Below are 26,332 nucleotides of genomic sequence, written 5' to 3' on the forward strand. Positions count from 1 at the left end.
TTGGACGCAGCCATTTCCCCCACTTTTTCATCGCATCAAGAGTTCTGCTGGATCAATCAGGAGTGAGGTCCAACGCCTCGCCCCGCTTCAGGATCTCGTAGATCACCCCTTCAAGGATCGGCAGTGCCTGCCGATCCTTGCTAAGAAGAAGCGTGGCGAGCGCGCTATGCGAGGACATGGCCCGGACCACTGCCGCCTGCACCGCGCCGGGGAGGTTCCCCTTCATCGCTTGATCCTTACTGTTCTTGTCGATCTGGGCCATCACAACCGGGTTCTGGCGGGTAATTGCGGCGACCTGGTTCACGAAAGCGACCTGGTCCTCGAGCGGGGTCGCCTCTCCGAAGAGGCTGTTCAGGCGCTCGATCAGCTCCTGCATGTAGACCGGTAGGGCACCGGGCCGTCCACCGCCGCCGCCGCCCTTTATGGGGTCGAGGGTGGGGGGCTCCTCATCCTCGCCGTTGCTAGGCTCCTCTCGCTCCACGATGTCATAGCCGGTCAACGCGATCCCGTGCAGGTCGATCTCGGACGCGGGCACCCCGTCCAAACGGTTCGCCAGCAGCTTCGAGAAGGCGGCGAAGACCTCAAGGTCCGGGTCACCGAGATCGATCAGCTGAGCGACATAGGCGTAAAGGCGGCCGAACCGCGACAGGCCTGCCTTGAAATCCGTCAGCGACACGATCGCCGTCTCGACCTGTTCGCGCGCGTGATCGGCGCGCTTCATCCCGTCCTCGTTCCCGACCGCTTTCGCCTTCTGCCAGGCGTCCTCGGCCTCTGTGGCCCGGTTTCGAAGCTCTGTGAGCCGGTGGTTATAGGCGTCGGTCGGCTGCTGCGTCGCGGCGTACATCGCCTTATGCGCCGCCTCGTCATTCGCGCCGCTGGCGGCGGCCGCAGCGGTCCGGAACCGGGCCTTCTGGAAATCGAGGACGTGGGTCTCGTCATAGACCCCCTGATCGTCGAGGAACTCCTTCAGGTCATAGATGACGTTGAGGTCCTGCACCTCCTCGATCTGGGCGCCCCGGTCATACTGGGCGAAGGCGGCCCGGACCACGTCCGGGTCGTTGATGAAGTCAATGATGAAGGTCTGGCCCTTCCCAGGGAAGGTCCGGTTCAGGCGGGAGAAGGTCTGAACGATCTCGACCGCGTTCGCGATCTTCTTGTCCACATACATCGCGACCAGCTTCGGTTGGTCGAACCCGGTCTGAAACTTGTTCGCCACCAGCATGACCCGGTATTCCGGCCGGTCGAAAACGTGGCGCAGGTCCTTGCCGCCGGCGTCCGGGTTCATGTTCACCTCGGTGAACTCCGCGTCCTCCTCAACGACGAACGCGTCCCCCTGCAGCAGTTCGTCGTTCGGGTGCATCACCTCGCGCCCGGTCAGTTTGCCCGAGAAGGCGACGAGGGCGCGGATGTTGCCGTATTCCGGGTTCGCGGCGATGAAGGCGTCGAAGGCCCGCTTGTACCGGACCGCAGAGGCCCGGGAACTGGTGACCACCATTGCCTTCGCCTTCCCGTCAAGCAGGTGGGCCACGTTCTTCGAGAAGTGCTCGATGATGAAGCGGACCTTCTGGGTGACATTCGTCGGATGGAGGGTCATCCATTTCGCCAGGGCCCGCTTGGCCGCCTTCCCGTCGACCCGTTTTTCCTCGACGATCTCCTGACCGAGGTTGAACGCGGTCTTGTACGGCACGTAGCCCCGCAGCACGTCGAGAATGAACTTCTCCTCGATCGCCTGCCGCATCTCGTATTTGTGGAACGAGACTGGGAGGTTGTCGTCCGACGCGGGCCTCGTCGGGTCCGTCGGCCGTCCGAACAGCATCATGGTCGAGTGTTTTGGGGTCGCGGTGAAGGCGAAATGGGACACGTTCGCCGGTCGCTTCCGGGACCGCTGGACCTCCAGAAGGATGTCCTCGACCGTCATCTCCGACATATCCTGCTTGGCCGACAGGGCCAGCGTCGCCTGTAGCTTCGAGGCCGTGTTTCCGGTCTGGGAATTATGCGCCTCGTCGATGATCACTGCGAAGTTCCGGTCCCGCAGGGACGTCTCCGTCAGGATCGCCTCCATGGCGAAGGGGAAGGTCTGGATGGTCACCACGATGATCGGGGTGCCCTTCAGCATCGCCTCGCTCAGCTGCTCGCTCTTCGACTTCGACGAGGTCTCCCGGTCGATCGCCGCGATCAGCCCCTTCTGGTGGTCGATCTGCTGGACCGCATCCTGCAGCTGCCCGTCCAGGACGTTCCGGTCTGTCACGATGATCACCGTGTCGAAGATCGGCGTCCCGTCGTCCCGGCGCAGCTTCACAAGGTCATGCGCCGTCCAGGCGATGGTCGAGGTCTTTCCGGACCCGGCGCTGTGCTCGCACAGGTAGGGGTGCCCCGGGCCCTTCGCCTTCGCGTCGCCGATCATCTTGTTGACCGCGTCGAACTGGTGGAACCGGGGGAAGATCAGGGTCTCCTTGACCGACCAGTTCCCCTTCAGGTCGACCACGTTCTTCTTCTCGGCATAGACAAAGCTGTGGAAGATCCGCAGGAACGCGTCTGGCTGACAGATCTCCTCCCAGAAATAGGCGACCGGGTATTCCCCGTCGGCCCGCGCCGGGTTGCCGGCCCGGCCGTTATCCCCCTTGTTGAAGGGCAGGAAGAAGGTGTCCTCGCCCGCGAGCTTGGTGGTCATCCAGATCTCGCTGTCCGACATCGCGAAATGAACCACGGCGCCCCGATGCTGCGTCAGGAGCGAGTGCGTGCGTTTCGTGATCGGATCGGCCGGGTGGCGGTCTGTCCGGTACTGGGCCTTCGCGTGTTCGACCGACTGGGTGAAGTCCGTCTTCAGCTCGACCGTGGCCAGCGGCAGGCCGTTCAGGAACAGGCCGAGGTCGATGGCGAGCTCGCGGCTCGGGTGATATTTCAGCTGCGGCACGACCCGCAGCCGGTTCGATGCGTAGCGGTGCAGGACCGCATCGTTACGCTGGTCCTCCGGGGCCGCCTCGGACAGGTCGAGGCGGCCGGCACCGGCGATCGAAAAGCCCCGGCGCAGCGTCTGGACCATCCCCTGTTTCTCCAGCGCCGTCTCTAGCCGGTCCATGACGACCGTCAGGGTTTTGTCGCCATTCATCGCTTGTAGGCGGTCCCATTTCTGCGGCTGGGTGGCCCGTAGCCAAGCTTCCAGATCCTCCGGGTACATGGCACGGTCCGCGTCGTAGGCGTCGGTCGACCCAACCAGCCAGCCCGACGCGGCGAGCTTCTGGACGATGTAGGACTCGAGGTGCTTCTCGTGATGCAGGTCGCTCATTCCGTCACCTCCGATCCACCGGCCTGCGCCTGCTGCCACTCGTGATAATTCAATTTCGATCCCCGAACCTTCCATTCCAGCCGCCCGTTGCTGTTCCGGTCCAGCACCACCGCCGCGGCGGCCGACGGGCTGCTGAACGGCCAGGGTTTGGCGAAGCGCATCCGGTCCTCCGCGTGAGGGACCAACGCGCCCTCGGCGATCATCTTGTCCTTAAGGCCGCCATAGCTCTGCTGGACATAACCGGTCCCGATCAGGGCCTCGGAGCCTTCTAAAACAACGAACTCACCGTCCTCTTCGACGGCAGTCGCCTGGACGCCGCTCTTGTGACGGATCTCGAAATGGACCTCTTCGACGGTCCTATCATCAGCGGGTTTCGCGACCTGCGTCACGGCGCGCGGCTGAGGTTTCAGCATGTCGAGCCCGATGACCGGCAGGATAATCCGCAGGTTCGCGAGGAACTGTTCCATGTTCGCTACATCCGCCTCAGGCAGGCGGCGTCGGCCGGTGTCGGGCTGGGTGCCGTTGTCAAGCGTCACCCGGCCCGCCTGCGTGGTAACCCGGATCAGCCGGGCCTCGAGGTATTCGGCGTGCCCCTTGGACAGGTCGTCGTCGCTGGTCGTGACGGTGATGGCGGTTTCCCAGAAGTCGCGCTTCTTCGCGCTCTGTTCGATCCTTTCGGACACTGAGTTGCCTGACCCGATATAGACCCGGGTCACGCCGGGCTTGTCCGGGTCCGGGCCGGACAGGATATAGACGCCGGTCCGGTCCACCTCGGACCGGGCGGTCAGGTCGCCGAAGGCCGAGGCGCCGCTGACAAACAACAGACCGGTCCAGCCGTGGATCGTCGCCTTGCGCAGGCCCGTGGGCTTCCCGTCGACCAGGAAAAGCTGGATGGTCCGCCCGAAGGGTTCGCCTGTGGTCATGCGGGTACCTCTTTCACAAGTCTTGCCAGCTTCGTTTGGGCAGAAACCGGCATCCTCATACCTTCCACACCGCTCTTGTGCGCCAATCCGCTGGAAAGCCCATGCTGGCAGGATCGGCCAACGTGCAGCCGTCGATCAGCGCAACAAGGCGCTGTTTCCATTCATTGCCCGGCGCGATCAGGGCCAAAAGATAATCAAGCGTCACCAGAGTGTTGTGCAGATAGCGCGGATCGGCATCTCGTATTGCAACGGGCAGCTTCGCAGGAAATCTTGGTGTGGTCATTTTCACCGTGAAGCGCTTGTTCCACAGCCTGCCATGGTGGGCGCATATGTTGCGCACATGGCTGATATGATGGGCGAAAGACGTGACCACCTTTTCGTCTAGCGCGAAGGGGGACGCGATCGCGTTTCTATCGCTTCGCAGTTTCAGGTCGCTATAGAATTTCGACAGCAACCCGAAGGACATGACCTCTGCCGCCATCCAGACCGGCGGCAGCTTGGGCGAGGTGTATTTGTCGCGATAGTGGGTCGCGAACGTGTCGCGCGAGCGGCTGAATTCCTTGTTCAACTCGGCAACGGCGGACGCATGACGCCCGATATGGGCATAGTGGCCCTGTTCGAGATAGCCATGGGGCCCATAGGTCATCGCCATGTGATGCGCCCATTGCGCGCGCAAGGCCACCTCGACCCGCTCGATGGCGTCCAGAACCAGCAGCCGCAGTTCGAGGTCGAAGATGTAGAGCGTCAGCACATCCTCGAAGGTTGTCCCGTCGCGGAAGGCGTGATCGCCATTGTTCGCGGCGGGCACCTCGAAGGGCAGCCAATAGGCCCGCAGCCTGTAGTAGGAGATGAAGTTCAGGTAGTGCTGTGCCTGGGCTTCATCACCGACAGTCATGCCGCGACGTTTCAGCAGTTCGACCTGATCCGGGACGGAGACGGCGGGTTTTTCGAACTTCATGCGGCACTCCTGTGCCGCGAAAGCGATACCCTGAAAACAAGTAACCCGCCGGGGTGCGCAGTGCGAAACCGAGGTTCCGTCCGAGGCGTGGCGGGTCTTGTTGACACATTAAATAGGGCAGGAATCCTACCAAAGCAATAAGAAACCGGCCGGTCCGCGCCAAAAATCATGCCGCCACCCTCACGTCGATCTTGCCGGTGACAGCGGCGGTGATCAGCGCCGCGCGTTTTTCGCGCAGGAGGTCTATGCTGCGCTCGGTCTGGGCGATCAGGCCCCGGATGCGCTCAAGCTCGACGTCGATCCGTTCAGCGATGAGCCTCTGCTCCTCAATCGGCGGCATGTAAACAGGAAGTCCCAGAAATTTTTCGGGCTCCATGCGCCACTGGTCGGTCCGGATGCCGTTTGAAATGAGGCGATAGACCCACGGCATAGGTTGCGCCCGCAGGTAGTGATGCATGTACCGGGGGTCGTGTTCTCCGATGGGACGCATGACAACATAGTCCGGACTGGTAATCCCTTTCATGGGGGCGATACCCATTGACCCCTGCCAAGCCTTCATCTTGTTGATGACAAGATCATTCGGGTTGACCAACTGGTATTTGGACAGGTCTTCGGGCGTTTTGTTAATGTTGTCATCGCGGGATGATTTCTCGATCACGCCGAACTCGCGATAAACCGAAAGGACAGTTAGGTCCTCATACCCCTGCCGTTTCTCCTGCCTGAAGTGATCCTTCATCCGGCCCCGCACCCAATGTGCCGGAACCCGTCCTCGCCAATCCACTCCACTGTCAATGGTGGGCGCGTTCCGGTCGAGACCACGGCGAACGAGGCGGGATATGGCCGCCTTCTCCTTTTCCTTCAGCAGCGCGATGAACCGGGTCTTCTTCTCGATCAGGCCGTCAATCATGCCGGTTTCGCGGTCGAGGAAGCGGGCGATGGCGACCTGATCTTCGGGACTGGAAATATTCACGTGATAGTTGCGGACCGCCTCGGCACTCACGCGCTTGAGGCCGCCTGCGCCGGTCATGCTCCGTATCCCTTCGAACCGAAAGTCTTCCGAGCTGAGGAGATAGAGCAAGAAGTCCGGGTCGATCCGGGAAGCGTCAGGTCGCAGAACGTAGACCTCAGAGGTTGCAAACCCGACGCCGTTTATCAGCCCTTCCGCTCTTCCTTTCTTCCCATTCTCGAAACAGGGTGTGACTTTCGCGAGAAGAACATCATCGTTAGCAACGAAGTTGTAGCTCCCAGCTGTCATGACGCTCAGGGGTTCAGCCCTTGAACCATCGACCCCACCCAGACCGTCCTTGATGGCGTCCATGGGGATGAAAGAAACAGGATCGTCTGCTCGGAGGCGCCGTATCTTCGCTGACGGGGAAAGGGCCACCGAGAACTTCAGGCGGCTCATTCCGTCACCTCCGCCAGCACCGCCGCGATTTCCGCCTCGACCGCCTTCAGCTCGGCGTCGATCTCCTCCAGATCGCGGGGCGGCTGGTATTCATAGAAGTAGCGATTGAAGTTGATCTCATACCCCACGACGCCGACTTGGCCGTCGTACTCGTCGCGGAACGTCTCATCCACATAGGCGTCGGGCGCATGGGGCAGCACCTCCTGCGCCATGTAGTCCCGGATGTCGGTGCCGAGGGGGATGTTCTCGAAATCCGTCAGGTCGTCATCGGGGATGACCTCGCCCTTCTTGTCGAGGATCGGTTCGAGGTCCGGGTCCCGCACGCCGAAGGATTTCTGGAACGCTTTGACTAGGGCGGCGTTCACCTTGCCCAGACCCGCATCGCGCTTGGCCGCGTTCTTGACCCAAGCCTCGAACCAGTGCGAGCCATGCGCCTCGCCCATGTCCGCCTCGAACAGCTTGGTCCAGCCGCTCTGCACTTCGGGGGCGAGCTTACCCCATGCGGTTTCATCCGCCAGCGCCGCAAGTCCCTCAGGCGAGGTCACGATCTTCTTGCGCAGCGGGCGCAGGACCTTGACCCGGCGATAGCCGAAGTCGCGGCTGTCGAAGATCCGGCTCTCCTTCGTCTCGGCGAAGTCGGCATACATCTGGACAATCTGCCGGATCTGGTCGTTCCCGACCCGGCGGCGCTTGTTCCCCTCGCTCTTGCGCATGGGCTCGAACAGCGCGGTCGCGTCGATCAACTGGACCTTCCCCTTTCGGTGGGCGGGCTTCTTGTTGGACATAAGCCAGATGTAGGTGCCGATCCCGGTGCGAAAGAAGATCTCGGTCGGAAGCGCGATGATGGCCTCGACCACATCCTCCTCCAGCAGGTAGCGCCGGATTTCGGATTCCCCTTGCCCCGCGTTCCCGTTGAAGAGGGGCGAGCCGGACAGGACGATCGCCGCCCGCCCGCCGCCGCGCTCCGGCGCCTCCAGCTTGCTGAGGAGGTGGAGGAGGAACAGCATCGACCCGTCGCTGACGCGCGGCAGCTTGGGGCCGAACCGGCCCTCGAACCCCTTCTCCTGATGTTCCCGGACCACGGCGGCCTGATCCATCTCCCACTTCTTGCCGAAAGGGGGATTCGAGACGCAGTAATGGAACCGCTCGTTCGCGAGCTTGTCGTCGGACAGGGTGCTGCCGAGCTTGATGTTCTTCGACAGGTCGCGGCCGGGATCGGACTCGACGGTCTTGAGGAGCATCGAGGCGAGGCAGACGGCGTGGGTCTCCGGTTCCTGCTCCTGCCCGTAGGGCACGATGACCGGGGCGATGGAGTAGCGGTCGCGCAGGGCGTTTACATGCTCCATCCCATCCGACAGGAAGCCGCCGGTGCCGCAGGTCGGGTCATAGAGCGTCCGGATGAGCCCTGGGTTGTCGATGAACATCTGGTCGTCCGGGTCCAGCAGCAGCTCGATGGCTAGGTGGACCACGTCGCGCGGGGTCATGAAGTCCTCGGCCGCCTCGTTCACCTCTGCGCCGAAGCGGCGGATCAGGTGCTCATAGACGTTCGACATGACGCGTTCCGGAACCGCGTCCGGGTGCAGGTCGATGGCGGCGAAGTTTTGACAGATCTTATAGAGGACCCCGGCCTTGTCCATTCGGGCCAGCGTGTTCGCGAAATCGAACTGTTCGAAGATGACCCGGGCGTTGTCGGAGAAGGAGGCGATGTAATCCTCGAGGTTCTGGCGGGTCCGGGTCGCGCCGAGGCTGCGCAGGTCGTAGTTCGAGGTGTTGTAGAACGGGTAACCGGTCTGGGTCCGGAGGATCACGCCCAAGTCAATCGGGCTCTCCTTCATGGTCTTAACGGTTTCGCGCACCTGGTCCCGAGTCGGTTCCAGCACGCATTCCAGGCGGCGCAACAGGGTGAAGGGCAGGATTACCTTACCGAAATCGACGTGTTTGAAGTTCCCCCAGAGGTCGTCGGCGTTCTTCCAGATGAAATCGGCGAGAGAGGTGTTCGTCGTCTGGGTGTTCATCTATGCGCCTTCACTGTTATTCGTTTTCGTCTCAAGGTGCTGTTCCAATAATCGTGCTGCCAAACGGAAGCCGTCGACCTGACTCATCCGGTGCCGGACACAGAGCTCCTTGAAGGCCCACCGCTCATCCTCGGTGATCTTCAAATTTAGGTTCGAAAGCTTCGCGGCATCATCACCCATCGGGCATCTCCTCGCGGATAATGACTTATCTTCCATTCTTCCATTAAAGAATTCAATCACATTTGCTTGGACGGCCCCTTTTCAACCTGATCCACAGTTGGCAAGCGGATGCTTTAAGGGGCCTTCAGATCCGGTGCCTTGTTCAGCTCGATCTGTGTTCTTTCGGGTTTCGCCGTCAGCTGCGATGTCGTTGTTTCTGAGAGTATTAGCCAGTACCTCGTATGGCGTCGCTCACCGGTTCGGCTGAGCGCACCTTTCTCGACTAGATCCTGCAGATCGCGGGTTGCGGTTGCGCGTGAAGTTCCGGTGATCTTGAGATAGTTGTCGGCGCTGAGGCCGCCTTTGAAACCGCAAGGGCCTTCCCGAAACATTCGAGCGATGGCCTTGGCCTGGCGTTCGTTCAACTGGTCTCTGTGACGATCGTAGAAGTGTGCCTTGCTGATGAAGAAGCCGACGCGGTCGAGTGTTGTCTGTTGGGCCTTCAAGACAACTGCTGCGAACCAGACGAGCCAATCGGTCACGTCGAGCGTTTTTTGATGGTGCTGGAGCTGGTCGTAGTAAGCCTTGCGCTCCTTCTCGATGGTGAAGGCAAGCGAGATGAGGGTCGGCTGGCCAATGTTCTGCGCCAGAGACTTTTCAGCGAGGGCGCGACCCAAGCGGCCGTTGCCGTCTTCGAATGGGTGGATACTCTCGAAATAGAGGTGGCTTAGCCCTGCGCGCGTCAGTGCTGGAAGCGGCTCTGCTCCCCCCGGACCGGTCTTGTTGAACCAATCCGCGTATCGCTCCATCTCAGGCATGACCCGCTCCGAGGGCGGCGCTTCGAAATGGATCGTGGGCCGGTCAAGGCGGCCGGAAACGATTTGCATCGCCTCGGCGTGTTGTCGGTAGGCCCCAATGGTTTCCAACCGACGGTCATGGGACAGGAGCATCCGATGCCAGCGGTACAGTGTCTCATGGGTTAGCAGCTCTGCAAAACTGGAATAGACGTCGACCATCATTTCCGCGACGCCCTGTTCGCGCGGTTTGGCAGGGTAGCTGTCCGGATCGAGGCCCAGATGGCGGCGCAGCGAAGATTGCACACTGAGCCGATCGAGGATTTCACCCTCGATGGCGCTCGTCTGCATCGCTTCCTCGCTGAGCAGTTCGATGCGGAGTTGCTCGCGTTCCGGCTGGCTGACATGATGGACCGCGCCGAGGATTTCTCCGGACGACAGCAGGAACGTCTGCTCAAACGGCTCCAGAGCGGAGGCGTCATACCGGAAATCCGGCCAATCAGGCAGCGTCCAGTTCCAAGCCATGAGTTATAGACATCCTTTCTATAACTCATATCTAGACCACTTCTGAGGTATAGAAGTCAACTCTATCGCTCAAAGGACCTGCGGGATGGGGTGACCCACAAACCGACGCGAGGCCTTGAGCTATGCCTTTTCAAGGTGCGTCAGATCTTGCTGACGCTGTCTGGGGGTATTCGGATCGACTGGGTTCTGTTCCGGCGCTTGAATGAATGGTTCATAGCGAACGTTCGCCATGGCGCGGTCGAACCAGGCAGGCTGCACGTCGCCATTGTTCCATTGGTACAGGTAGCCAACCAGATTTTCAGATGTCTTGCAGAGGATGCGCATGATGGGTTCGCCAGTCAGGCGGGGCTTCGTGTTCATAATGCGTTCCTCCTAAATGGACCTCGTAACTCGTCACCACTGAGGTCTGAAATTCTATATGACGCTCATTAGCGCCACGCTTTCCGCAACTGCAAGGCGAGCTTCTACCGTTGGGCGAAAATCCACCGGCGAAATGCAAGTTACCTTTTCAGATAGGTATCTTACGGTTCATGCGGCGATGCAGCGCGAACAGCAATTTCTTCCAAGATTTTGTCGATCTCGCCCCATATGCGTGGTTCCACCTGGCCGCGGATCAGGGCCCATTTACTCAAGACGTCGAGGGGGTCGTGGTCCCGAAGGAGGACACTCAGGCTCGCCGCATCGACTGCCAGAGATGTCCGGGCCTGCCACTGCGTGTTTCGAGTGCGTCGCTCCTCCGCGACTGGGGCGAAGACCGGCGACAGTTGCCAGCCTTTGACTGCACGGCGCAGGGCGGCACGCACCACATGTGCTGGCTCAACACCACAAGTCTCCAGCGCTGCTTCATGTCGTTCGAGTGCGTTGACCCTGATGTCGATCTTCCGGGTCGGGCTCAAAGCGCGCGCCGATACGGAAGCTCTCAGGCTGGTATGCGGGTCAGAGCTTTCCGCGGTGACTTGACGCGGCGCCACGGTATCTTCCGGGACAGGCTCTGACTCGAGCCGATCAGCGTCAACGTCAGCGGCTGGGGTGCCTGTCTTTGTTGCTGTGACCTGTGCCTCATCTACCTTCCCGGGAATCTCGCGGTCACCCTGTTGCAGGGTGGCGGCGTAGGCTGGGTCGGGCCTGGTGATGGTCGGGATCTTCTTGCGCAATCGACTGTCCTCACGCAGCAAGAATGTTGTTGAGGATGTCCGTCGCCTCCTCAAGAGCCTCGACGACATGACGTACATGTGGACGCATCAGAGGGTTTGGATCAGATTGCTTTTCCAGCGCCAAGGCGTGGAGAAGCCCCTTCTGGTCCATCTCCTTGTAAGTGTTCCGTCGCATCATGACGGTCTCAATCACCGGAAAACGGGTGAGCGCTTCTTCAATCAGGGCGGCGTCAGCACGGGTCGTTTTCGGGTCGACCATGTTGAGGACGACGTGGTGGCGCGGAAGGCTGGAGGGGTCATCAACACGGGATTTCAGTTTCTCAAACCAATCAGAAGTCTGCGCTCCGACATCGAAATCAGACGTTGACAGCATGACGGGCGTCACAATGTGGTCCGCAAGCACCGCGATGCCGTCTGACCATTCGGCACCGACCCCTGCGGTATCGATGAAGATGAAGTCTGCTGTGCCTGCCATGTAGACCTGATCGATCTGGTCCTCGACACCCGCCACGCTTTCGACGGTGGCCGAGCAGAGAAGCGGCGAACTCAGCCCACCGGCTTCCGCCCGAGCATGCCATGCCCCGAGTACTCTCGTGCTGTCCGTGTCGATCAACATCACTCTGCGTCCGGCGGCGATCGCGGCGCTGATCAAGGCGCGCGAAAGCGTCGTTTTTCCACTGCCTCCTTTCCGGGCCATCGCTGCGATCACCACAAGATTTTCGTTCGGCATTCTGATCCTCCGCAAAAATAGTGAATCGCAACGATAATGCCAAAGTGTCGCTAAACGCATGCTGCGGAGGGGTCAAGCAGAAGTCGGGATGCGACCCGCGTTTGGCATGCAGCGGGCGGCGTTGTGCGATGACCGTGCGACGTCTGCAGTGGCGCCGTCAGCATTCGTCGCGGGGCACGACACACCCTCCAAATGTCGGGATGCGCTCGGCGATGTACAGCGGACGGAATGCAGGTGACGGTTAGCGCGCTCCAGACGACGGGCGGCAGTCTCGGGTATGTCGTTCTGCGGGTGACGCGAGACGGTCAGCACGCAGCAAAACCCGTCTTGCGGGGTGCAAGAGACGGGGGGCGAAAGACGCGATGCGCGATGCGGAGACCGCATCGCGTGGTGCAATGAGCGCGAAGCGCGATCCATTTGACAAAGGACGGAAAATCGCCCCTTCAGGGCGATTTTCTACATTGAGTACAAGCCCTTATGGCCGACTCCACTTGCGTTGGGAGTCGGCGGGCTTGTACGAAGTTGGCAAGAAATAGGAACGTTAACTTCAAAATGCCCCGCCGCCGCAGACTGACAGAGATCGAGCGATCGACCATCGCCCAGGAGCGCCGGAACGGAGTCTCCGCGGCGTCATTGGCCGCGCGCTACGATGTCAGCCTGAAGACGATCTACAACGTGGTGAACCACCGGGATGAGCGTCAGACAGCGAACGGCAGCCGATCGCGGGTTGTAGGGATCCGGGTCTCGGACGACGACCTGCGCCGGTTCGACGCGGCGCTGTCGCGGCGCGGGATTGCGCACCGCTCGGATGCCATGCGCCGCCTGATGCTGGCGGCCGAAGGTGTCTTCCTGCCCGACGACGAGATGTGTGACGAGTTGCGCAACCTCGGCGCCGCGCTCAACCGGGTCGGCAACAATGTGAACCAGATCGCGCGACGTCTGAACGAGGCCAAGGTGCGGGGCGAGAGACTGTCCTACCCGGCCTCAAGTCACCGTAACGTCCGCGCCCTTGCAGGTCTGGTCTTCGATCTGGCCGACCAGGTCCAGGAGATGTCGCGTGCGCGGCGCAGCGTGCTGGACCTTGAGATCAGCTCTGCCCTGGCGGGCCTCGCCGAGAGGAATGAGAATGGCGCGGAGTGACCGGGTCCGTGGCATCGACCCGGCGCTATTTGACCGCGGCTGGAGCCGAGTTTCGGGATCCTGGCAGGGGCTTTCCAAGGGCGCGCAGATGGTTCGGGCCGCGCGCGGCTATTCGCCATCGATCTTCAAGGCTATCTCGAAAGGGGGCTGCCACACCGGGGTGCAGTTACGGGCGCAGCTCACATATCTCACGACGAAGTCGACCCATATCCTCGACAGCCGCGGCACCCATGACGGGAAGAAGCAGCTCTCGGAAGCCGAGATCAACCGCGTGGCGCGGCGGTTCGAGAACCAGTGGAACGAGCGCTACAGCCCCAAGCTTGGCCATACGTCGCATCTGCTGATGGCATTCCCGGTTGGGACCAGGGGTGAAGAGGTGCGCGATATCACCCAGGCGGTCTGCGAGAAGTTCTTTCAAGGGGAGGGGTCGCAATTCGACTATATTGCTGCAATACACCAAGATCGCGCGCATCCACATGCGCATATCGTTCTGAACCGCCGCAGCAAGGATGGCGAAATGTTCTTTCTCGGGAAGGATCATCACTTCAACTACGACGCCTTTCGCGAGGCGATGGTCGAGGCGGCCCAAGTTCATGGGATCCGCCTTGAGGCGACGCGCCGTCTGGATCGCGGCGTCACGACCTACCGCGCCGAGATCGATGAAATCTACAAGGCTCGCGACGAAGGTCGTCCCCCAGTCGAGCGCCAGAGAACCGGTGCTGACCTGGCGGCCGCTCTGGAAACCGTCCGGCACAAAGCTTTGATCTATCGCGGGCTCGCGGCGGAGGCGTCCCGTTCGAATTTCGAAGACGTGGCCGAAGCGCTCGAGAGGGCCAGCACCATCCTTGCCCGAGGCGGTCAGATTCAATCTGACGGAGCCATCTACATGTCCCAAGACGAAGCAGCGTTCGACACGCTGATCACCGAGTTTTCTCAGAACATTCGCCAGATCGAGGCGGCGATCGACAGGGCGCCGGCGGCCGAGCGGCCGGTGATCGAGCGCAAGCTGACCGACGTTCTGGCCTCGGTCGCGCATTTGAACCCGCTCGGGGATCGCTCCGCCGCCCTGGTCGATGCCCCATCCCGGGACGGCATCTATGCAAGGCCGAACTTAAGTGAAGAACACCTCGCGCGTCTTGACGATGGAGAGGTGGCACCAAAGCTGGCCGAGGCGTTGCAAGGCACGGGCGTCGATGCCGAGGCTGTGGCCGCGCGCCTGCGGGAGGGGGCAGGCAATGCCGCTTTGGAGCGCCAGTGGCTGGCACAGGATCTGCAGGGGATTGCCAAAGCAAGCGACCTCGATCTGGAGAAATCTGCGGACCGGGAAGAAGCGCTCGACCGGCTGGAAGCCGTGCATGTTCGGTTGGGCGATGTTCTGACTGGCGTGCGCGTCCTGCGCGCGCCAACCGAGGTCGACGAGGCGGATGACGCTGAGGCTGTGCTCGGCGAGCGGCTGACGACACCTAGGGGCGATCTCGCGCAAGACGGGTCCGACATTTTTGCTCCATCGGAGCGGCAGGCGTTCAGGGCGCTGGTGGCGCAGTTCCGCCGGACGGATTTCGATCATCCGTTCTCCGACGACCCCTCGGTGCGGCGGGCGGGCGCCGTGGAGGTGGAGGAGGCCCGCGCCGCGTTCGATGCCTACGCGCAGAGATCTCCGCAGCATGCCGAACTGGCCTCGATGGCTTGGGGACAGATGACTGACAGTCGAATGCCGCCGCAATATGCGGTATCGGCGCAGGACCGCACGCTTCATGCTGGCGACATGGACCTCGCCTTGCGGGATCCTTCGGATCATCTCGGTCCGATCACGGAAGAGCTCCGCATCCTCGCCCGCTATCGCACGGAGATGCCGGATGACGAATTCGGGCAGGCCGTCGAGGACGAAATCAACCACCTTCGTTCGCTCGGCGCGTCGCGTGCCTATATCAGCGAACGCAGTTTCGAGATCGAGGACCAGGCGCGACAAGACTACGCCGAGCGCCGGTATCTGGAAGAGACAGCGCCAACCGTCATGGCCTTTGTGCGAAACGCCGACGTCGAGGGCCCGCTCTCCGAGGCAGAGCAGCAGGACATTGTCCAGCAGATAAACGAGCGACTAAGCCCCGACGCAATCGACGCGCTGCGGGCGGGAAATGCGGACGTCCTGGACAAGTTCACCGAGGATCCGCTGCGCCAGCTGGAACTCGCCAAGACCTATCTTCAAAGCAGCGAGGTCACCGCGCATGGCCCGGCCATGGAGCGCGTTCTCGATGCTCTGGCCGAAGAGCAGATCGAGGCGCAGCGCGCGCGCCACGCCGCGGCACATGGTGCGAAGGGGATCACCCATGGATAAAGGCAAGATTGCCCTAGGAGTTTTGAGCCTCGTGCTGGTCGGTCTCGCCATGGGCTATGTCGTGGCGACCGGCTTTGTCATGTTCCGCTATGGGCTTTCTCCCTCGCGTTTCGACGTCACCCTGCTTGCCCGCGAATATCGGGGTCTGTCTCAGTCTGCACCGAAAGACTTCCTCTGGGTGAACCTCATCCTGGGCGGCTTCGGCCTGGCATCGCTGATGCTGAGCGTCACGCTTCTGGGGGATGCATTGACCCGCTTCGGGACGACGCATTGGCAGACTCGCAGCGAGATGAAGAGGAACGGTTTCTTTGCCAAGCCGGGCGGCGGCTTCCTTCTGGGCAAGCTCGGCTCCCCGAAATCCAAGCGCCCGTTCCTTGTCTCAAAAACCTTCCCCCACGCGCTGATCGTGGCGCCTACAGGCCGGGGCAAGGGCGTGGGGTTCGTGATCCCGAACCTTCTGACCTTCAAGGGCTCGGCCGTGGTGCTCGACGTGAAAGGCGAGAACTTCCGCGAGACCTCGCGCTTCCGCGCCAGCATGGGGGACAAGGTTTTCCGCTTCGCGCCGACTGACTGGGACCGACCGACACATCGCTATAATCCGCTGGCGCGCATTGCTGCCATGACCAACCCCGACCGGCAGCAGATGGAGTTGAAACTCACCGCGAAGCTCTTCCTGCAGACCGACAATGAAAAGCTGAGCGGGCTTCTGGCCGGGGGCATCGACTTGTTCGTGGCGGCCGGTCTTCTGGCCTTCGAGCGCGGCGTGCCGACCATCGGCGAGATCTATCGCATCACAGCCTCGGGGGGCGACAAGCAGAAGGAATACCTGAAGCGTTCGCAGGAGGTGAAGAACAAGTCGGCCAAACTGATCTTCGAGCGTATGGCATCGACCAACAACGACACCCTCACTTCCTACCTCTCCCTCCTGATGACATCGGGTCTCGACACTTGGGACAACCGCGCGATCGACGCGGCCACCGCGACCTCTGACTTCTCATTCCGGGATATCCGCCGCCGCCCACATACGATCTATCTTGTGGTCGAATCCGAGATGATCCGACCGCTTGCCCCGCTGATCCGTCTCTTTTTCTCGGACCTGATCGCTTCGCTGCAAGCACAGGAACCTGGCGATGACGAACCTTGGCCGGTCATGATCATGCTCGACGAGTTCGACCGGCTCGGAAAGATGCCGATCGTCGCCGAGAGCATCAAGACGCTGCGCTCGTTCGGCGGCAACCTCGCGATCGTGACCCAGACCATCCCCGCGCTCGATGAGATCTATGGCGAAAACACCCGCCGGTCGCTGCAGGGCGGCGCCGGGGTAAAGCTCTACCTCACCCCGTCCGAGCAGAAGACCATCGAGGAATTGAGCCAGGCTGTCGGCAAGACCACCAAGCGTGTGGTGACCCGCTCCCGTGCTGTTGGACGCAATCCATTCGAAGGGCGTAGCGTCTCGGAGAGGACAGAAGATACCCCGCTCCTGACCGAGGATGAGGCCCGGCGCATGGACCTAGACGAGGTCATCCTCGTGATCGACGCGCAGATGCCGATCCGGGCAAGAAGGGTGAAGTATTTCGAGGATCCGGCGTTGAAGGTTCTGCACGCCTGTCAATCGGGAAGCTTCCCATATCCGGACGAGGACGGCCTGCGGCGGGACCGACAGATGTCCGAGACTCGCGAGACGGTCGAGAAGCTGAAGCAAGAGCTGCAGGAAGTGCGGGCGGCTGCAGGCGCAAATGGTTCTGGGGTAGCGACCTCACCGGCAACGGCGGAGATGCCCGCATCGAATACGCAGAGTTCCACGCCTTCGCGGCCAAATCGTGCGCGGGGTCGAGCAGCTCGCGCGGGAGCTAGTGGAGGTGGGCCAGTGCAGTTGTCATTTGATCCGGTGGGGCTGGGGCTCAAGGAGCCGGATAGAGCAGAACTGGCAGCTGCGGTTCAGACGACACGGGCCATCATTGCAGAATATGCGTGATGCGAGGACATTGTTCTTGCGGTTCAGGGGATCGGACGGAACACGCATTCGACAGTGTTGTTATCGCTTACGACATGGCCATCGGTGTGAAAGCGACCGAAGCCGCCACCGTATTTTGTGAGGAAGGCAAGCGACCCGCCAAGGTACAATCTAAGCGAATGCTGACGTACATTGCTTGATTTGGTCGCGCCGACTTGAGCATTCATCTCGGCAAAAATGGCACTTATTTTGTCACATCAAAACAAACTTAGTCGAAAATGAGGGCATTCACAGCCAGCTTTCCCCGATCTGTGACAGAAAATGCCAAATTTACATAGGACAAAATGGCACCTACCTTGATGTCATGGACACAAGGGAGGCATCGATGGCGTTCAAGGCAGAACTTCTCAAGAAGAAGTTGAAAGCAGAGGGGAAATCGCGCGACGAACTCGCCGCAGCGATCAAGAAGCATAAGCGCACAGTAAGTCGCTGGCTGGCGGGAACCAATCCGCCCAAGCCCAAGGATCTGGAGGCGATTGCCCGCGTTCTGAACTGCAAGCCTCAGGATTTCGATCCGTTCTTTGCCGACGTGGACTTGGGAGAAGTGTCCATCCAGGCCCATGTTTCTGCTGCGTCCCACAATGCCTACGAACTCATGCGGTGGCGTTATGGGGTCAGCCAGAAGCAGATCATGGAACTGGCACCAGTTCTCTTTTCCATTGTGGCCGGACATGCACTGAGAGTGCCGGTGCAGGACGACGAAGTAGCTCGCCTTGCCTTTGAAAACGGCCTCTCCGATCCGCGTCTACAAGGGGGGCACCTTGAGGATCAGGCCAGCAAGCTCAAAAAATGTTTCGGAATCGAGACGTCACACCCTGGCACAGAAACGTCGCGGAATCTGTTCAGCGAGGCAATCATTCGGCTGTCGGCGCAGATTTCAGACCATGTCGATACAAAGTGGTTCGTGGGGGCAGCGGCCGAAGAGGCCCCGAATGCGGCCGGATTTATATCGGACATTGAGCTCGTAGAGGCTCTCTCTGGGGGGCAACCGCAACTGGCTGAGGCCATCGCGAAAGGACGCATTCGGCTGTCCTCGGTTTTGCATCAGGCCAAGGAAGCCAAGGGCGGTGGCCTCTCGATTGAAGAGTTTGCTAAGGCCATTCGGGAAGCGCATGAGCAGGACATGGAGGATCAGCGGAAGGTAGGTCTCAAGAAGCTGAAGGCCTGGCGCGCGTTCTATGCCGAACGCCATCCGGAACTGGCCGCGGAGTATGATGACCTCGTGGCGAAGCATTGCCATGAAGAAGGTTGGTACCCTGAGCGGTACACGGATGATGACCGTGTTCAAAGCTGGGTGAACCCGTTCCAGGAAGATCTGCATCTCAACGAAGATACGCTTTCTGAGTATCAGAGCCGCAAAGCTGCGGCTTCTGAAGGCGGCAAAATTGCCTTGGTTTTCCCGTTCGAAGATCCGATCTATCGCCGCTTTGAAGAACTCCAGCGTCACCGCTCCAAGCTTAAAAAACAGTTCGAGGGGGAGTCGGCATGATGGCTGTGTGTGCAGACGCGTCTTTCGTCCTCAGCAACCATGCGGCAACGCGTATGGCCCAACGGAGTATTCGGCAAGACAGTCTCGAACTTGTCCTTCTGCATGGGACACGGGTCAAGGCGCGGCATGATTGCGAGGAGTACATCTTGTCAGGACGGACCGTCCGGCACCTCACAGCCGCGGGCCTCGATGGGGAGATGATTGCAGCTGCGACCAAGGTGAGGGCGATTGTCGACGCCGCAGGTAATGTCGTGACCTGTTATCACCAGCGCAAAGGCCGATCACGACCGTTCCGCAGCAATTCCTGCCTTCGGAACACCAGGTACATCTGATTTTTCAAGGGACCGCAGAATGCGCTTCGTGTGGGTGGTACGCCCACGAACGATACCGCTGCGCGCTTATCTCAAGACCATGCAAGCGAAGGATGCAACATGTCCGCTATTATCTATCAATCCACAAAATTCTACCATGCGCGCGAACAGTATTTTGCCGTAGCAGGAGAGCACACGTTGCTCCGCTTGACCATTGGCAGCATCGGTGGCCACCAAGGCGGGGCCATCAAGACGGCCACCGCTAGCGATTTTGGCGCCCCGCCGATCTACCGGGACCGCGAAGCGTTGATCAACGCCCTGCAGGTCGGGATCCAGAACCTTGCCGGGGGCGAGGTGGACCTTTGCATCGACAGCGATGGCAAAGGCCGCAGGTTCGCCGAGATCTGCCTGTCCGGCACGAGGGATCAGTTGTTCGAAGCCCTTACTCTACTGGCCGATGAAATGGCCCGATATCTGGGGCAGCCGACAGAGGTCGACCACACCGCCGGCTGCAGCGATCTTCGCGATCTATATGACGACCTGTGCATTGCCGAGGGCGCGCCGATTTATTTGTCGGATGGCATGTATTTGGGATCTGACGGGCGGCTGCTCCAATGATGCAGGTAACGCAGTTCACATCCCAGCAGCCCGCATGCCGCGCGGCAAGTCCCGCTCTTCGACGATCGAGAGGTTGCCCTCACAGCGAGGCTTGTCTAGCCTCCAATTCAGTTGGTGGAATGTCATGCTTACCCCCTATTTCGGCCCGATTTCAAAGGCATACGATTCCAGGGTGATCTAGCGCAGAAGCCTGGAGACTATTTCCGCAAGAGATGCCGTTTGCCAGTAAAGGGGGACACCATGGATATGACTGGAAATCCAGAGCGCTTTGGCGTGTTGCTGCCTCTCTGGCCGGACCTGCATACCCTGGCAACCGAAGCAGAGCAGAATGCCGACAAGCTCCCTGATTTTTCGACCATCCGCCTACGCAGCTTTTCGGAGGCATTGGTTTGCCACCTTTTTCGCCACCATGGTTTGCAATTGAACGATGAAGAGAAGCAGTTCGACCGCCTGCAACTGCTTCAGCATAATGATCTTCTGGATCGGCGGATTCTGGGGCTTTTGCACACTATCCGGAAACTCGGAAACATCGCCGCACACGGAAAGCGTCCTGTATCGGTGGCTGAAGCCCGCGATCTGCTCGATGACGCCCTCTCGCTGACCGCTTGGTTCTGCCTTGAAATGCGCCCGGATATCGACTGGCAAGCGCGGGGACGTGCCGCGTCCATAACGCCGTCAGCATGTCATGAGACCTCGCAGGACATGTGCCCAGCCGACGCGAGGGAGAACATTGTCCAAAACCGCGACGCTGGCCTAGAGACCCTGGTCAGGCCACCGAAGACGCGGATCTCGTTGCGGGACATGTTCGAAGAGGAGCTCACGGCCGACCAGCAGAGGGGCATTTCGGCGCTCGATGGATTCCTCGCAGACGACACCCAGCGGGTGTTTCTGCTGAAAGGCTATGCGGGAACGGGGAAAACCTTCCTTGCGGGTGGTCTGACCGAGTTCTTGCTTGCCCAAGGGAGGATGTTCTCGCTTGCGGCCCCGACAGGGCGGGCAGCCAAAGTCATCACAAAGAAAACTGGGCAGTCAGCGCGAACGATCCACAGCCTGATCTACGACTATAGCGAGATGACCGAGCAGACCGAAGATTACGGCGATGGGTCGGCCACCTTCAAGATGATTGCCAAGGTCCGGAACAATGATGACCCGGTCGATGCCGTTGCCATCATCGACGAGGCGTCGCTCGTATCGAACGTGTATTCCGAAAGTGAATTCTTCCGGTCTGGCAGCGGACATCTGTTGCGGGATCTGATCGAGCACGTGGGTTCAACGCATTCAGGCAACGCCCGAAAGATCATCTTCATCGGCGATCCTGCGCAGCTGCCGCCGGTCGGCATGTCGACCTCTCCTGCCCTGGACGCGGATTACCTGCGTGAGACTTTCGGGCTTGATGCAACCAGCTACGAGTTGACTGAAATCGTCCGCCAGAAAGCTGAAAGCGCGGTAATCCGCAATGTCATGCCCCTGCGCGAAGGCGTCACCAGTGGACGCTTCAGCAGCCTGACTTTCTCTTTTGACGATGACGTCATCCAACTGCCCAAGGACAGTGTCACCCCTCTCTATATGAAGATCCGCGAAGGGCGCGGCCCCCAGGCGCCGATCATCGTTACCCACTCGAATACCGAAGCCGCCAGTTTCAACCGCGCGATCCGGGCAGTACTGTTTCCGGGCAAGGCGACAGTGGCGGCCGGTGACAGCGTGATCGTTGCGGCCAATGGCTTTTGCGGTCCTCATTACGTCGCCAATGGTGAAATCCTGCAGATCGACGCGGCTGAAGCGACGGTCGAGCGACGGTCTGTGCAGTTGCTTCAGAAGATCGGCAATAGCGACGTATCGGAACCCATTAATGTCGCGCTGAATTTTCGAGACGTCATGGTTGCGCTGCCGCAATCGGAAGGTGACGATCTCATCCTGAAGGCAAAGATACTCGACGATTTTCTGCACGGCGACGATGCTAGCTTGGCATCTGCGCAGCAGCGCGCCTTCTACGTCGATTTCCTCAAGCGCCACAAGCATATCGACCGGAACAAAGATCGTGATGCATTCCAGTTGGCCCTGCGTTCGGATCCGTATTTCAACGCTCTTCGCCTCAGGTTTGGCTATGCCATTACCTGCCACAAAGCGCAGGGCGGCGAGTGGAGCCATGTGATCGTCAGTTGCGCAACCCGGCAGAACCCGCGGTCATCGGACTATTTTCGCTGGCTCTACACGGCCCTGACCCGGACCAGCAGCAAGCTGTATCTTGTCGATCCGCCGGAGATCAGGCTGAAAGCGGCGGGAACCGGATGGGTTACGCCGTCTACCACAGAACCCGGCCCACAAAGCTCGGAGACCGGCCCTCCCGACCAGCGAACGATGGCCCATGAACCAGATGGAGGGGCCCCGGCCCCGGCTTTGTCGCCGCAATCCCTGTTCCGCACCTGGCTTCAAACGGAAATCCGCAACAGGCTGGCCGACACTGGGGTCGAGATCGAGGACGTCGCTCACCACCAGTATCGAGAGGCGTATTTCTTCAAGCGAGGTGCTGACGCTGTTCGGATCGACATTGGCTACAAGGGAAACTGGAGTGTCTCTAGCGTGACCTGCCCGAGGCCTGATGGCTTCGCGGAGGAAATCATAGCTCGCATCGCTGGATTGTCGGGCCAGAAACCAGGAACCAGCAGTTCGAGCTCGGCCAGCGTGGGCGCGCCTGACCGCCCGTTCCTGCGGGATTTCCATGACCGGTTGATTGCTGCGCTGTCGAAGAAGGGTATCACGGTCGCCAACTTCAAGGAGCAGCAATGGAGCCAGCGCTACGTTCTTGCGCGCGGCCCGGATTCGGTGACAGTCGACATCTTCTACAATGGCAGGAACCAGCTGACACGGTTCATGCCAATCAATCCAGCTCCTAACCCGACAGCATCACTCGTTGACCTGCAGGATGACGTGAGAACAGTTATCACTGTTGAGGTTCACCCATGAGGTTCACCATTGCAACTCGGAGGGTAAATCGCTCAGGTGCCGCTTGGAACCATCGCTCCAAAGAGGTCACCGAACTTAGGAAAGGTGGCCAGCTTGCTGCTGCACATGCTCTCTCACTGGAGCGCATCGCTGATTCCGAGGCCGATGACTACGACCGCGCCGCCTATGCATGGTGTTTGATTGCGCTCGTGAAACAACATTCAGCCGATGGTAATCACAAGGCGCTGTCCGACTATCTGGACCAGTTGCGGTGCTTCGAAGTCCCGGCCTCAGACGCAATGCTGGCGGAGCATCGCGCGAAGGCTCTGGACCTCGCGGACCCCGACCGCCGTGCCATGCAGTCAGCTCGCATTCTGAGCAAGCAGGGAAAGCACGAGGAGGCCGCAAGGATCTACGCCGACCTTGATGCGAACGGAAAGCTGGCACCAGAGGATCGGAAGGCGTGGGGGTGGGAACTCTACCGCCTAATCAAAGTCGAACTCGAACAGACGCAGGACGAGAAACTGTCTCCGCCAGTTGTTCAGCGCGTGAAGAGGAACCTGAACACCTATCTGAAGCTAGCGATTGGCGGCCCCGACCTTCTGCACAGCCTCATGCTGCAGCAAGCGTTGCGCCTGACAAAGGGCGAACAGCTCAAGCTTCTTCCTTTTCTTCGCCTCTGGAACCCGGATCAGTTCAACGACGAGGACTTCGACCGGCAGACGGGAAAGGACGGAAAGACCTACCCGTCCCTCGTCGAGCAGGTGATCCAGGCCGCGTCGGCCGAGGCAGCCCAGAGCGATTGCGTGGATGACTGCCAATTCATTTTGCCGCATGTGCAGGCCGCGATGAAACGCTTCCCGGATAACATCTGGCTCAAGTTCAATCTCACGAAACTACTGCGGGGTATTGGGCGTATTGATGAAGCGCTCAAGCTGGCCGTCGAATTTGCGCGCGAGAAGGCTTCTGAGTATTGGGCTTGGGAACTGATCGGTGACCTGGTGCCAAACGATATCGATCTGCGGCGCTCGTGCTATGCCAAGGCCCTGAGCTGTTCACAGGACGATAACTTCGTAGGGAAGGTCCGCCTCAAGTTCGCCGCTCTGTTGGAAGAAAGCCACCCTGCCGAAGCCCGCTTCGAGGCAGAGCGAATGATTGCACACCGCGCCCGCGCCGGATACGCGATACCCCGCGAAGCACAGAGTCTTGTTGAAAGACTTTCTGCGGTGACGCCAAACACGACTGATCGCGCCTTCTATGGCAGCCTGAGCGATGCGGCGGAAGCTTTGCTTTTCTCACACCTCCCGTGGACCGATGCGTGCCTCGGGGACGTTTTCACGATCGAGGGGCGAGATGGTCAGAAGCCTCGAAGGCGCCGCAGAATCTATGTGAAGGGGAATCCGTTCGCACTCGAGCTGAACCTGCCCGACAGCCATCCGGACATCCGCAGGTTGGCCGAAGGAACGCCGATCAAGTTGCAATTTGAGACATCAAAGGCCGAGCCAAAGCGCACAATAATTCACCGGATCAGCCGCCGGGAAGACGGCACACCCATGGACATCATGCCCTTTCGAGTTGGTGTCATCGACCACATCAACCATGGAAAATCTCTGCTTCACGTCATCGTGGCACGCGGCGTGGATGGAACTTGCCCAATCTCACTTTGCCCGGGGCAGGTGGAGATTGGAACCACCGTCGCAGTTCGTCTTTCCCAGCACCATTCGAAGAACGGCCTTCGCACGCGTATTCTCGAAATTGAACCCACCGAACAATCACCTTCTCCTGATGTCTGTCGCCCATTCCGCGAGACAACGAACGTGACGCCGAGCGGGCTGGGGTTCACACTTGGAGATATCTTCATTCCTCCTCACATGATCACTGCTGAAGGGGTACAGGCGGGCGATCTTGTGGAAGGCGTGGCTGTTGCAAGTTTCGATAAGAAGCGTGGGAAATGGGGAATGAAGGCGATCCAGGCGAAAGTTGTCGCACGAAATCACTTCGACTTTGGAGGTGAAAACGATGACTGGGAATAGCCGTCGCAAAGCACAGAACTAGAGCAATTCTCTCTATGCTTATCTTCCCAATCGCTTCGCCCTCTCGGCCATCCTGGCCACCTGCGCGCTCGCCGTCGCCGCGGCGCTCTTTACCGCAGCAGGAGCGTGTACAGTTCCACGTCCAATCGCCTCACCCGTCGTGAGCGCCCCTATCCGCGCCCTGCCCTGGACACCAGATGTGTTAGCCAGCCCTCGCAGTACCCCTGCGGACCCGCTGACGATCGCCGGTGCCGCCGCCACCATTAGGTTTCCTGAGATGCCGCGAACGATCAGGGGTGTTGCTGCTACAAATCCTTTGGCCAGGAAAACCATGACGAAGAACGGCACGAGCGATCCGATGTTGGTTGCCGAATTCGGATCACCGAGCTGCGCGAGAAGCGAATTCGCCATGCCGACGACGGTAGAGAACATTGCTGCGATTACGATGGGGTAGAAGGCATAGCTGACTGTCGTCGAGACCCATCTGTGGAAGAAATCCTTGGTCGCGTCGAAGAGCGACAGTGCGATCATGATCGGAGCGAGGCCAAGCATGAGTGTCAGCATCATCTTGGCGAAGATGAGTACGATGCCGGTCATGAAGCCGAGAAGGCTGAGGAGCACCAGGCCAATGCCGCCGAGGATCGCTCCGGTCATCCAGTTGAGGTTGTTGCCGATAGCGCTAAGGTATTGGCTGAACTCTGTAATCAGTCGGTCGAATTCGGCTGCGAAATAGGTAGCGCCCGCCCCTCCGCCCCCGACCGAGGAAATCAGGGCTCCAGCGACATAGTCGAGCCCACCAATGACTGCATTTGCGACCGCGTTGAAGTTGGCCCAGTTGAAGGCGAAGAGCCCTATCAGCATCAGCTTGATCAGGTACCAGAAGAAACTTGCCCCATCCATGCTGCGGAACTGGAATGCCATGTTGATGCAGACGCCGATCAGCGAAAGCGTGGCCATCAGCAGGATGATCGTGCCGGTATTGCTCGCCACGGCCCCGAACTGGGACTCGGCCGCATCGGCGAGGAAGCCGTCGGCGGTTCCAACCATCCAGCTGACGATGCTCATTACCAGTTGCCTTGCGCTTCGCAGATATCCTGGACGGCGCGGGCGATCTGGTTCTGTTCGTTGCGGAGGGCCAATTGGGCTTGAGTGTGCTCCGCTTGGGTGTTGCTCGCGAACTGTTCCTCGTACTCGGTCGAAGCGGCATCCCAAGACGGGAAGCGCACATCACAGCCGCAATCGCCACTTTCGTTGATCGTCTCCCATGACCGCAACTCGTAGAGACGCATCAACGTCAGCGCCTTGTAGGCTTCCCGCGGATTGATTTCGTCCATCCAGGTCGGGCGCGCCGGACGATCGTTGCAAATCCGGTACTTTTGCGGCGACATATCGACTGTGAGATCGTTTGAGACCTGAGGCGAAGTCTGCGCCACAAGGGGGCCCGCCAAGGCGGCAAGCATGAGTGCGAGAATTGGTTTTCGCATCTTGGGGGGGTTCCTT

Annotated in this window: 19 protein-coding genes; 7 read left to right on the plus strand and 12 right to left on the minus strand. The window is 60.2% G+C overall.

Annotated features, from left to right (window positions below; all coding sequences use genetic code 11):
• Window positions 1–52: 52 nt before the first annotated feature.
• From EAE28_RS19935 to EAE28_RS19980, 10 genes are all read right to left on the minus strand, one after another.
• Window positions 53–3,286, minus strand: coding sequence for a type I restriction endonuclease subunit R (locus EAE28_RS19935; RefSeq protein ID WP_127109549.1), 3,234 nt, complete (start codon window positions 3,284–3,286; stop codon window positions 53–55).
• Entirely contained in the window at window positions 3,283–4,209 is a 927-nt protein-coding gene (locus EAE28_RS19940; RefSeq protein WP_127109551.1) for a GIY-YIG nuclease family protein, read from the minus strand. The genes EAE28_RS19935 and EAE28_RS19940 overlap by 4 nt, the downstream gene beginning before the upstream one ends.
• Before the next feature lie 55 nt (window positions 4,210–4,264).
• Window positions 4,265–5,167 carry an Abi family protein gene (locus tag EAE28_RS19945; RefSeq protein WP_127109553.1) on the minus strand — a complete coding sequence of 301 codons (903 nt, stop codon included), beginning with the start codon at window positions 5,165–5,167 and terminating at the stop codon, window positions 4,265–4,267.
• A gap of 166 nt (window positions 5,168–5,333) precedes the next feature.
• Window positions 5,334–6,572 (minus strand): restriction endonuclease subunit S, encoded by a 1,239-nt coding sequence (locus EAE28_RS19950; protein WP_127109555.1) that lies wholly within the window; start codon window positions 6,570–6,572, stop codon window positions 5,334–5,336.
• Window positions 6,569–8,587: a type I restriction-modification system subunit M gene (locus tag EAE28_RS19955; RefSeq protein WP_127109557.1), complete on the minus strand. Its 2,019-nt coding sequence runs from the start codon at window positions 8,585–8,587 to the stop codon at window positions 6,569–6,571. The genes EAE28_RS19950 and EAE28_RS19955 overlap by 4 nt, the downstream gene beginning before the upstream one ends.
• Window positions 8,588–8,767: a hypothetical protein gene (locus tag EAE28_RS19960; RefSeq protein ID WP_127109559.1), complete on the minus strand. Its 180-nt coding sequence runs from the start codon at window positions 8,765–8,767 to the stop codon at window positions 8,588–8,590.
• 113 nt (window positions 8,768–8,880) lie between these two features.
• The gene (locus EAE28_RS19965) at window positions 8,881–10,065 is read right to left on the minus strand and encodes a Fic family protein (RefSeq protein WP_127109561.1); all 1,185 of its coding nucleotides are present in this window, start codon (window positions 10,063–10,065) and stop codon (window positions 8,881–8,883) included.
• Between the two features lie 120 nt (window positions 10,066–10,185).
• Window positions 10,186–10,425 (minus strand): hypothetical protein, encoded by a 240-nt coding sequence (locus tag EAE28_RS19970; RefSeq protein WP_127109563.1) that lies wholly within the window; start codon window positions 10,423–10,425, stop codon window positions 10,186–10,188.
• A 161-nt stretch (window positions 10,426–10,586) separates the two neighbouring features.
• Window positions 10,587–11,219 (minus strand): hypothetical protein, encoded by a 633-nt coding sequence (locus EAE28_RS19975; RefSeq protein WP_127109565.1) that lies wholly within the window; start codon window positions 11,217–11,219, stop codon window positions 10,587–10,589.
• Between the two features lie 10 nt (window positions 11,220–11,229).
• Window positions 11,230–11,949 (minus strand): nucleotide-binding protein, encoded by a 720-nt coding sequence (locus EAE28_RS19980; protein ID WP_127109567.1) that lies wholly within the window; start codon window positions 11,947–11,949, stop codon window positions 11,230–11,232.
• 633 nt (window positions 11,950–12,582) lie between these two features.
• On the opposite strand from EAE28_RS19980, the gene mobC reads away from it, so the two are divergent.
• From mobC to EAE28_RS20020, 7 genes are all read left to right on the plus strand, one after another.
• Window positions 12,583–13,089, plus strand: a complete 507-nt coding sequence (gene mobC / locus EAE28_RS19985; RefSeq protein ID WP_246022495.1) for a plasmid mobilization relaxosome protein MobC — start codon at window positions 12,583–12,585, stop codon at window positions 13,087–13,089.
• Window positions 13,076–15,424 carry a relaxase/mobilization nuclease domain-containing protein gene (locus tag EAE28_RS19990; RefSeq protein WP_127109571.1) on the plus strand — a complete coding sequence of 783 codons (2,349 nt, stop codon included), beginning with the start codon at window positions 13,076–13,078 and terminating at the stop codon, window positions 15,422–15,424. The genes mobC and EAE28_RS19990 overlap by 14 nt, the downstream gene beginning before the upstream one ends.
• Window positions 15,417–17,399 (plus strand): type IV secretory system conjugative DNA transfer family protein, encoded by a 1,983-nt coding sequence (locus EAE28_RS19995; RefSeq protein WP_127109573.1) that lies wholly within the window; start codon window positions 15,417–15,419, stop codon window positions 17,397–17,399. Before EAE28_RS19990 ends, EAE28_RS19995 begins: the two co-directional genes overlap by 8 nt.
• A gap of 364 nt (window positions 17,400–17,763) precedes the next feature.
• Window positions 17,764–18,927 (plus strand): helix-turn-helix domain-containing protein, encoded by a 1,164-nt coding sequence (locus EAE28_RS20000; RefSeq protein ID WP_164736714.1) that lies wholly within the window; start codon window positions 17,764–17,766, stop codon window positions 18,925–18,927.
• 431 nt (window positions 18,928–19,358) lie between these two features.
• Window positions 19,359–19,856 (plus strand): hypothetical protein, encoded by a 498-nt coding sequence (locus EAE28_RS20010; RefSeq protein ID WP_127109579.1) that lies wholly within the window; start codon window positions 19,359–19,361, stop codon window positions 19,854–19,856.
• 240 nt (window positions 19,857–20,096) lie between these two features.
• A complete protein-coding gene (locus EAE28_RS20015) occupies window positions 20,097–22,820 on the plus strand; it encodes an ATP-dependent DNA helicase (protein ID WP_127109581.1) in 2,724 nt (907 codons plus the stop codon).
• On the plus strand, window positions 22,817–24,832 hold the full coding sequence (locus EAE28_RS20020) for a DUF7017 domain-containing protein (RefSeq protein ID WP_220443971.1): 2,016 nt from the start codon (window positions 22,817–22,819) through the stop codon (window positions 24,830–24,832). Before EAE28_RS20015 ends, EAE28_RS20020 begins: the two co-directional genes overlap by 4 nt.
• A 39-nt stretch (window positions 24,833–24,871) precedes the next feature.
• On the opposite strand, the gene EAE28_RS20025 is transcribed toward EAE28_RS20020, so the two are convergent.
• On the minus strand, window positions 24,872–25,897 hold the full coding sequence (locus EAE28_RS20025; protein ID WP_127109583.1) for a TrbL/VirB6 family protein: 1,026 nt from the start codon (window positions 25,895–25,897) through the stop codon (window positions 24,872–24,874).
• On the minus strand, window positions 25,897–26,316 hold the full coding sequence (locus EAE28_RS20030) for a hypothetical protein (RefSeq protein WP_127109585.1): 420 nt from the start codon (window positions 26,314–26,316) through the stop codon (window positions 25,897–25,899). Before EAE28_RS20030 ends, EAE28_RS20025 begins: the two co-directional genes overlap by 1 nt.
• Window positions 26,317–26,332: the final 16 nt, after the last annotated feature.

The sequence above is a fragment of the Pararhodobacter zhoushanensis genome (genome assembly GCF_003990445.1).
In the GTDB taxonomy this organism is placed as follows: Bacteria; Pseudomonadota; Alphaproteobacteria; order Rhodobacterales; family Rhodobacteraceae; genus Pararhodobacter; species Pararhodobacter zhoushanensis.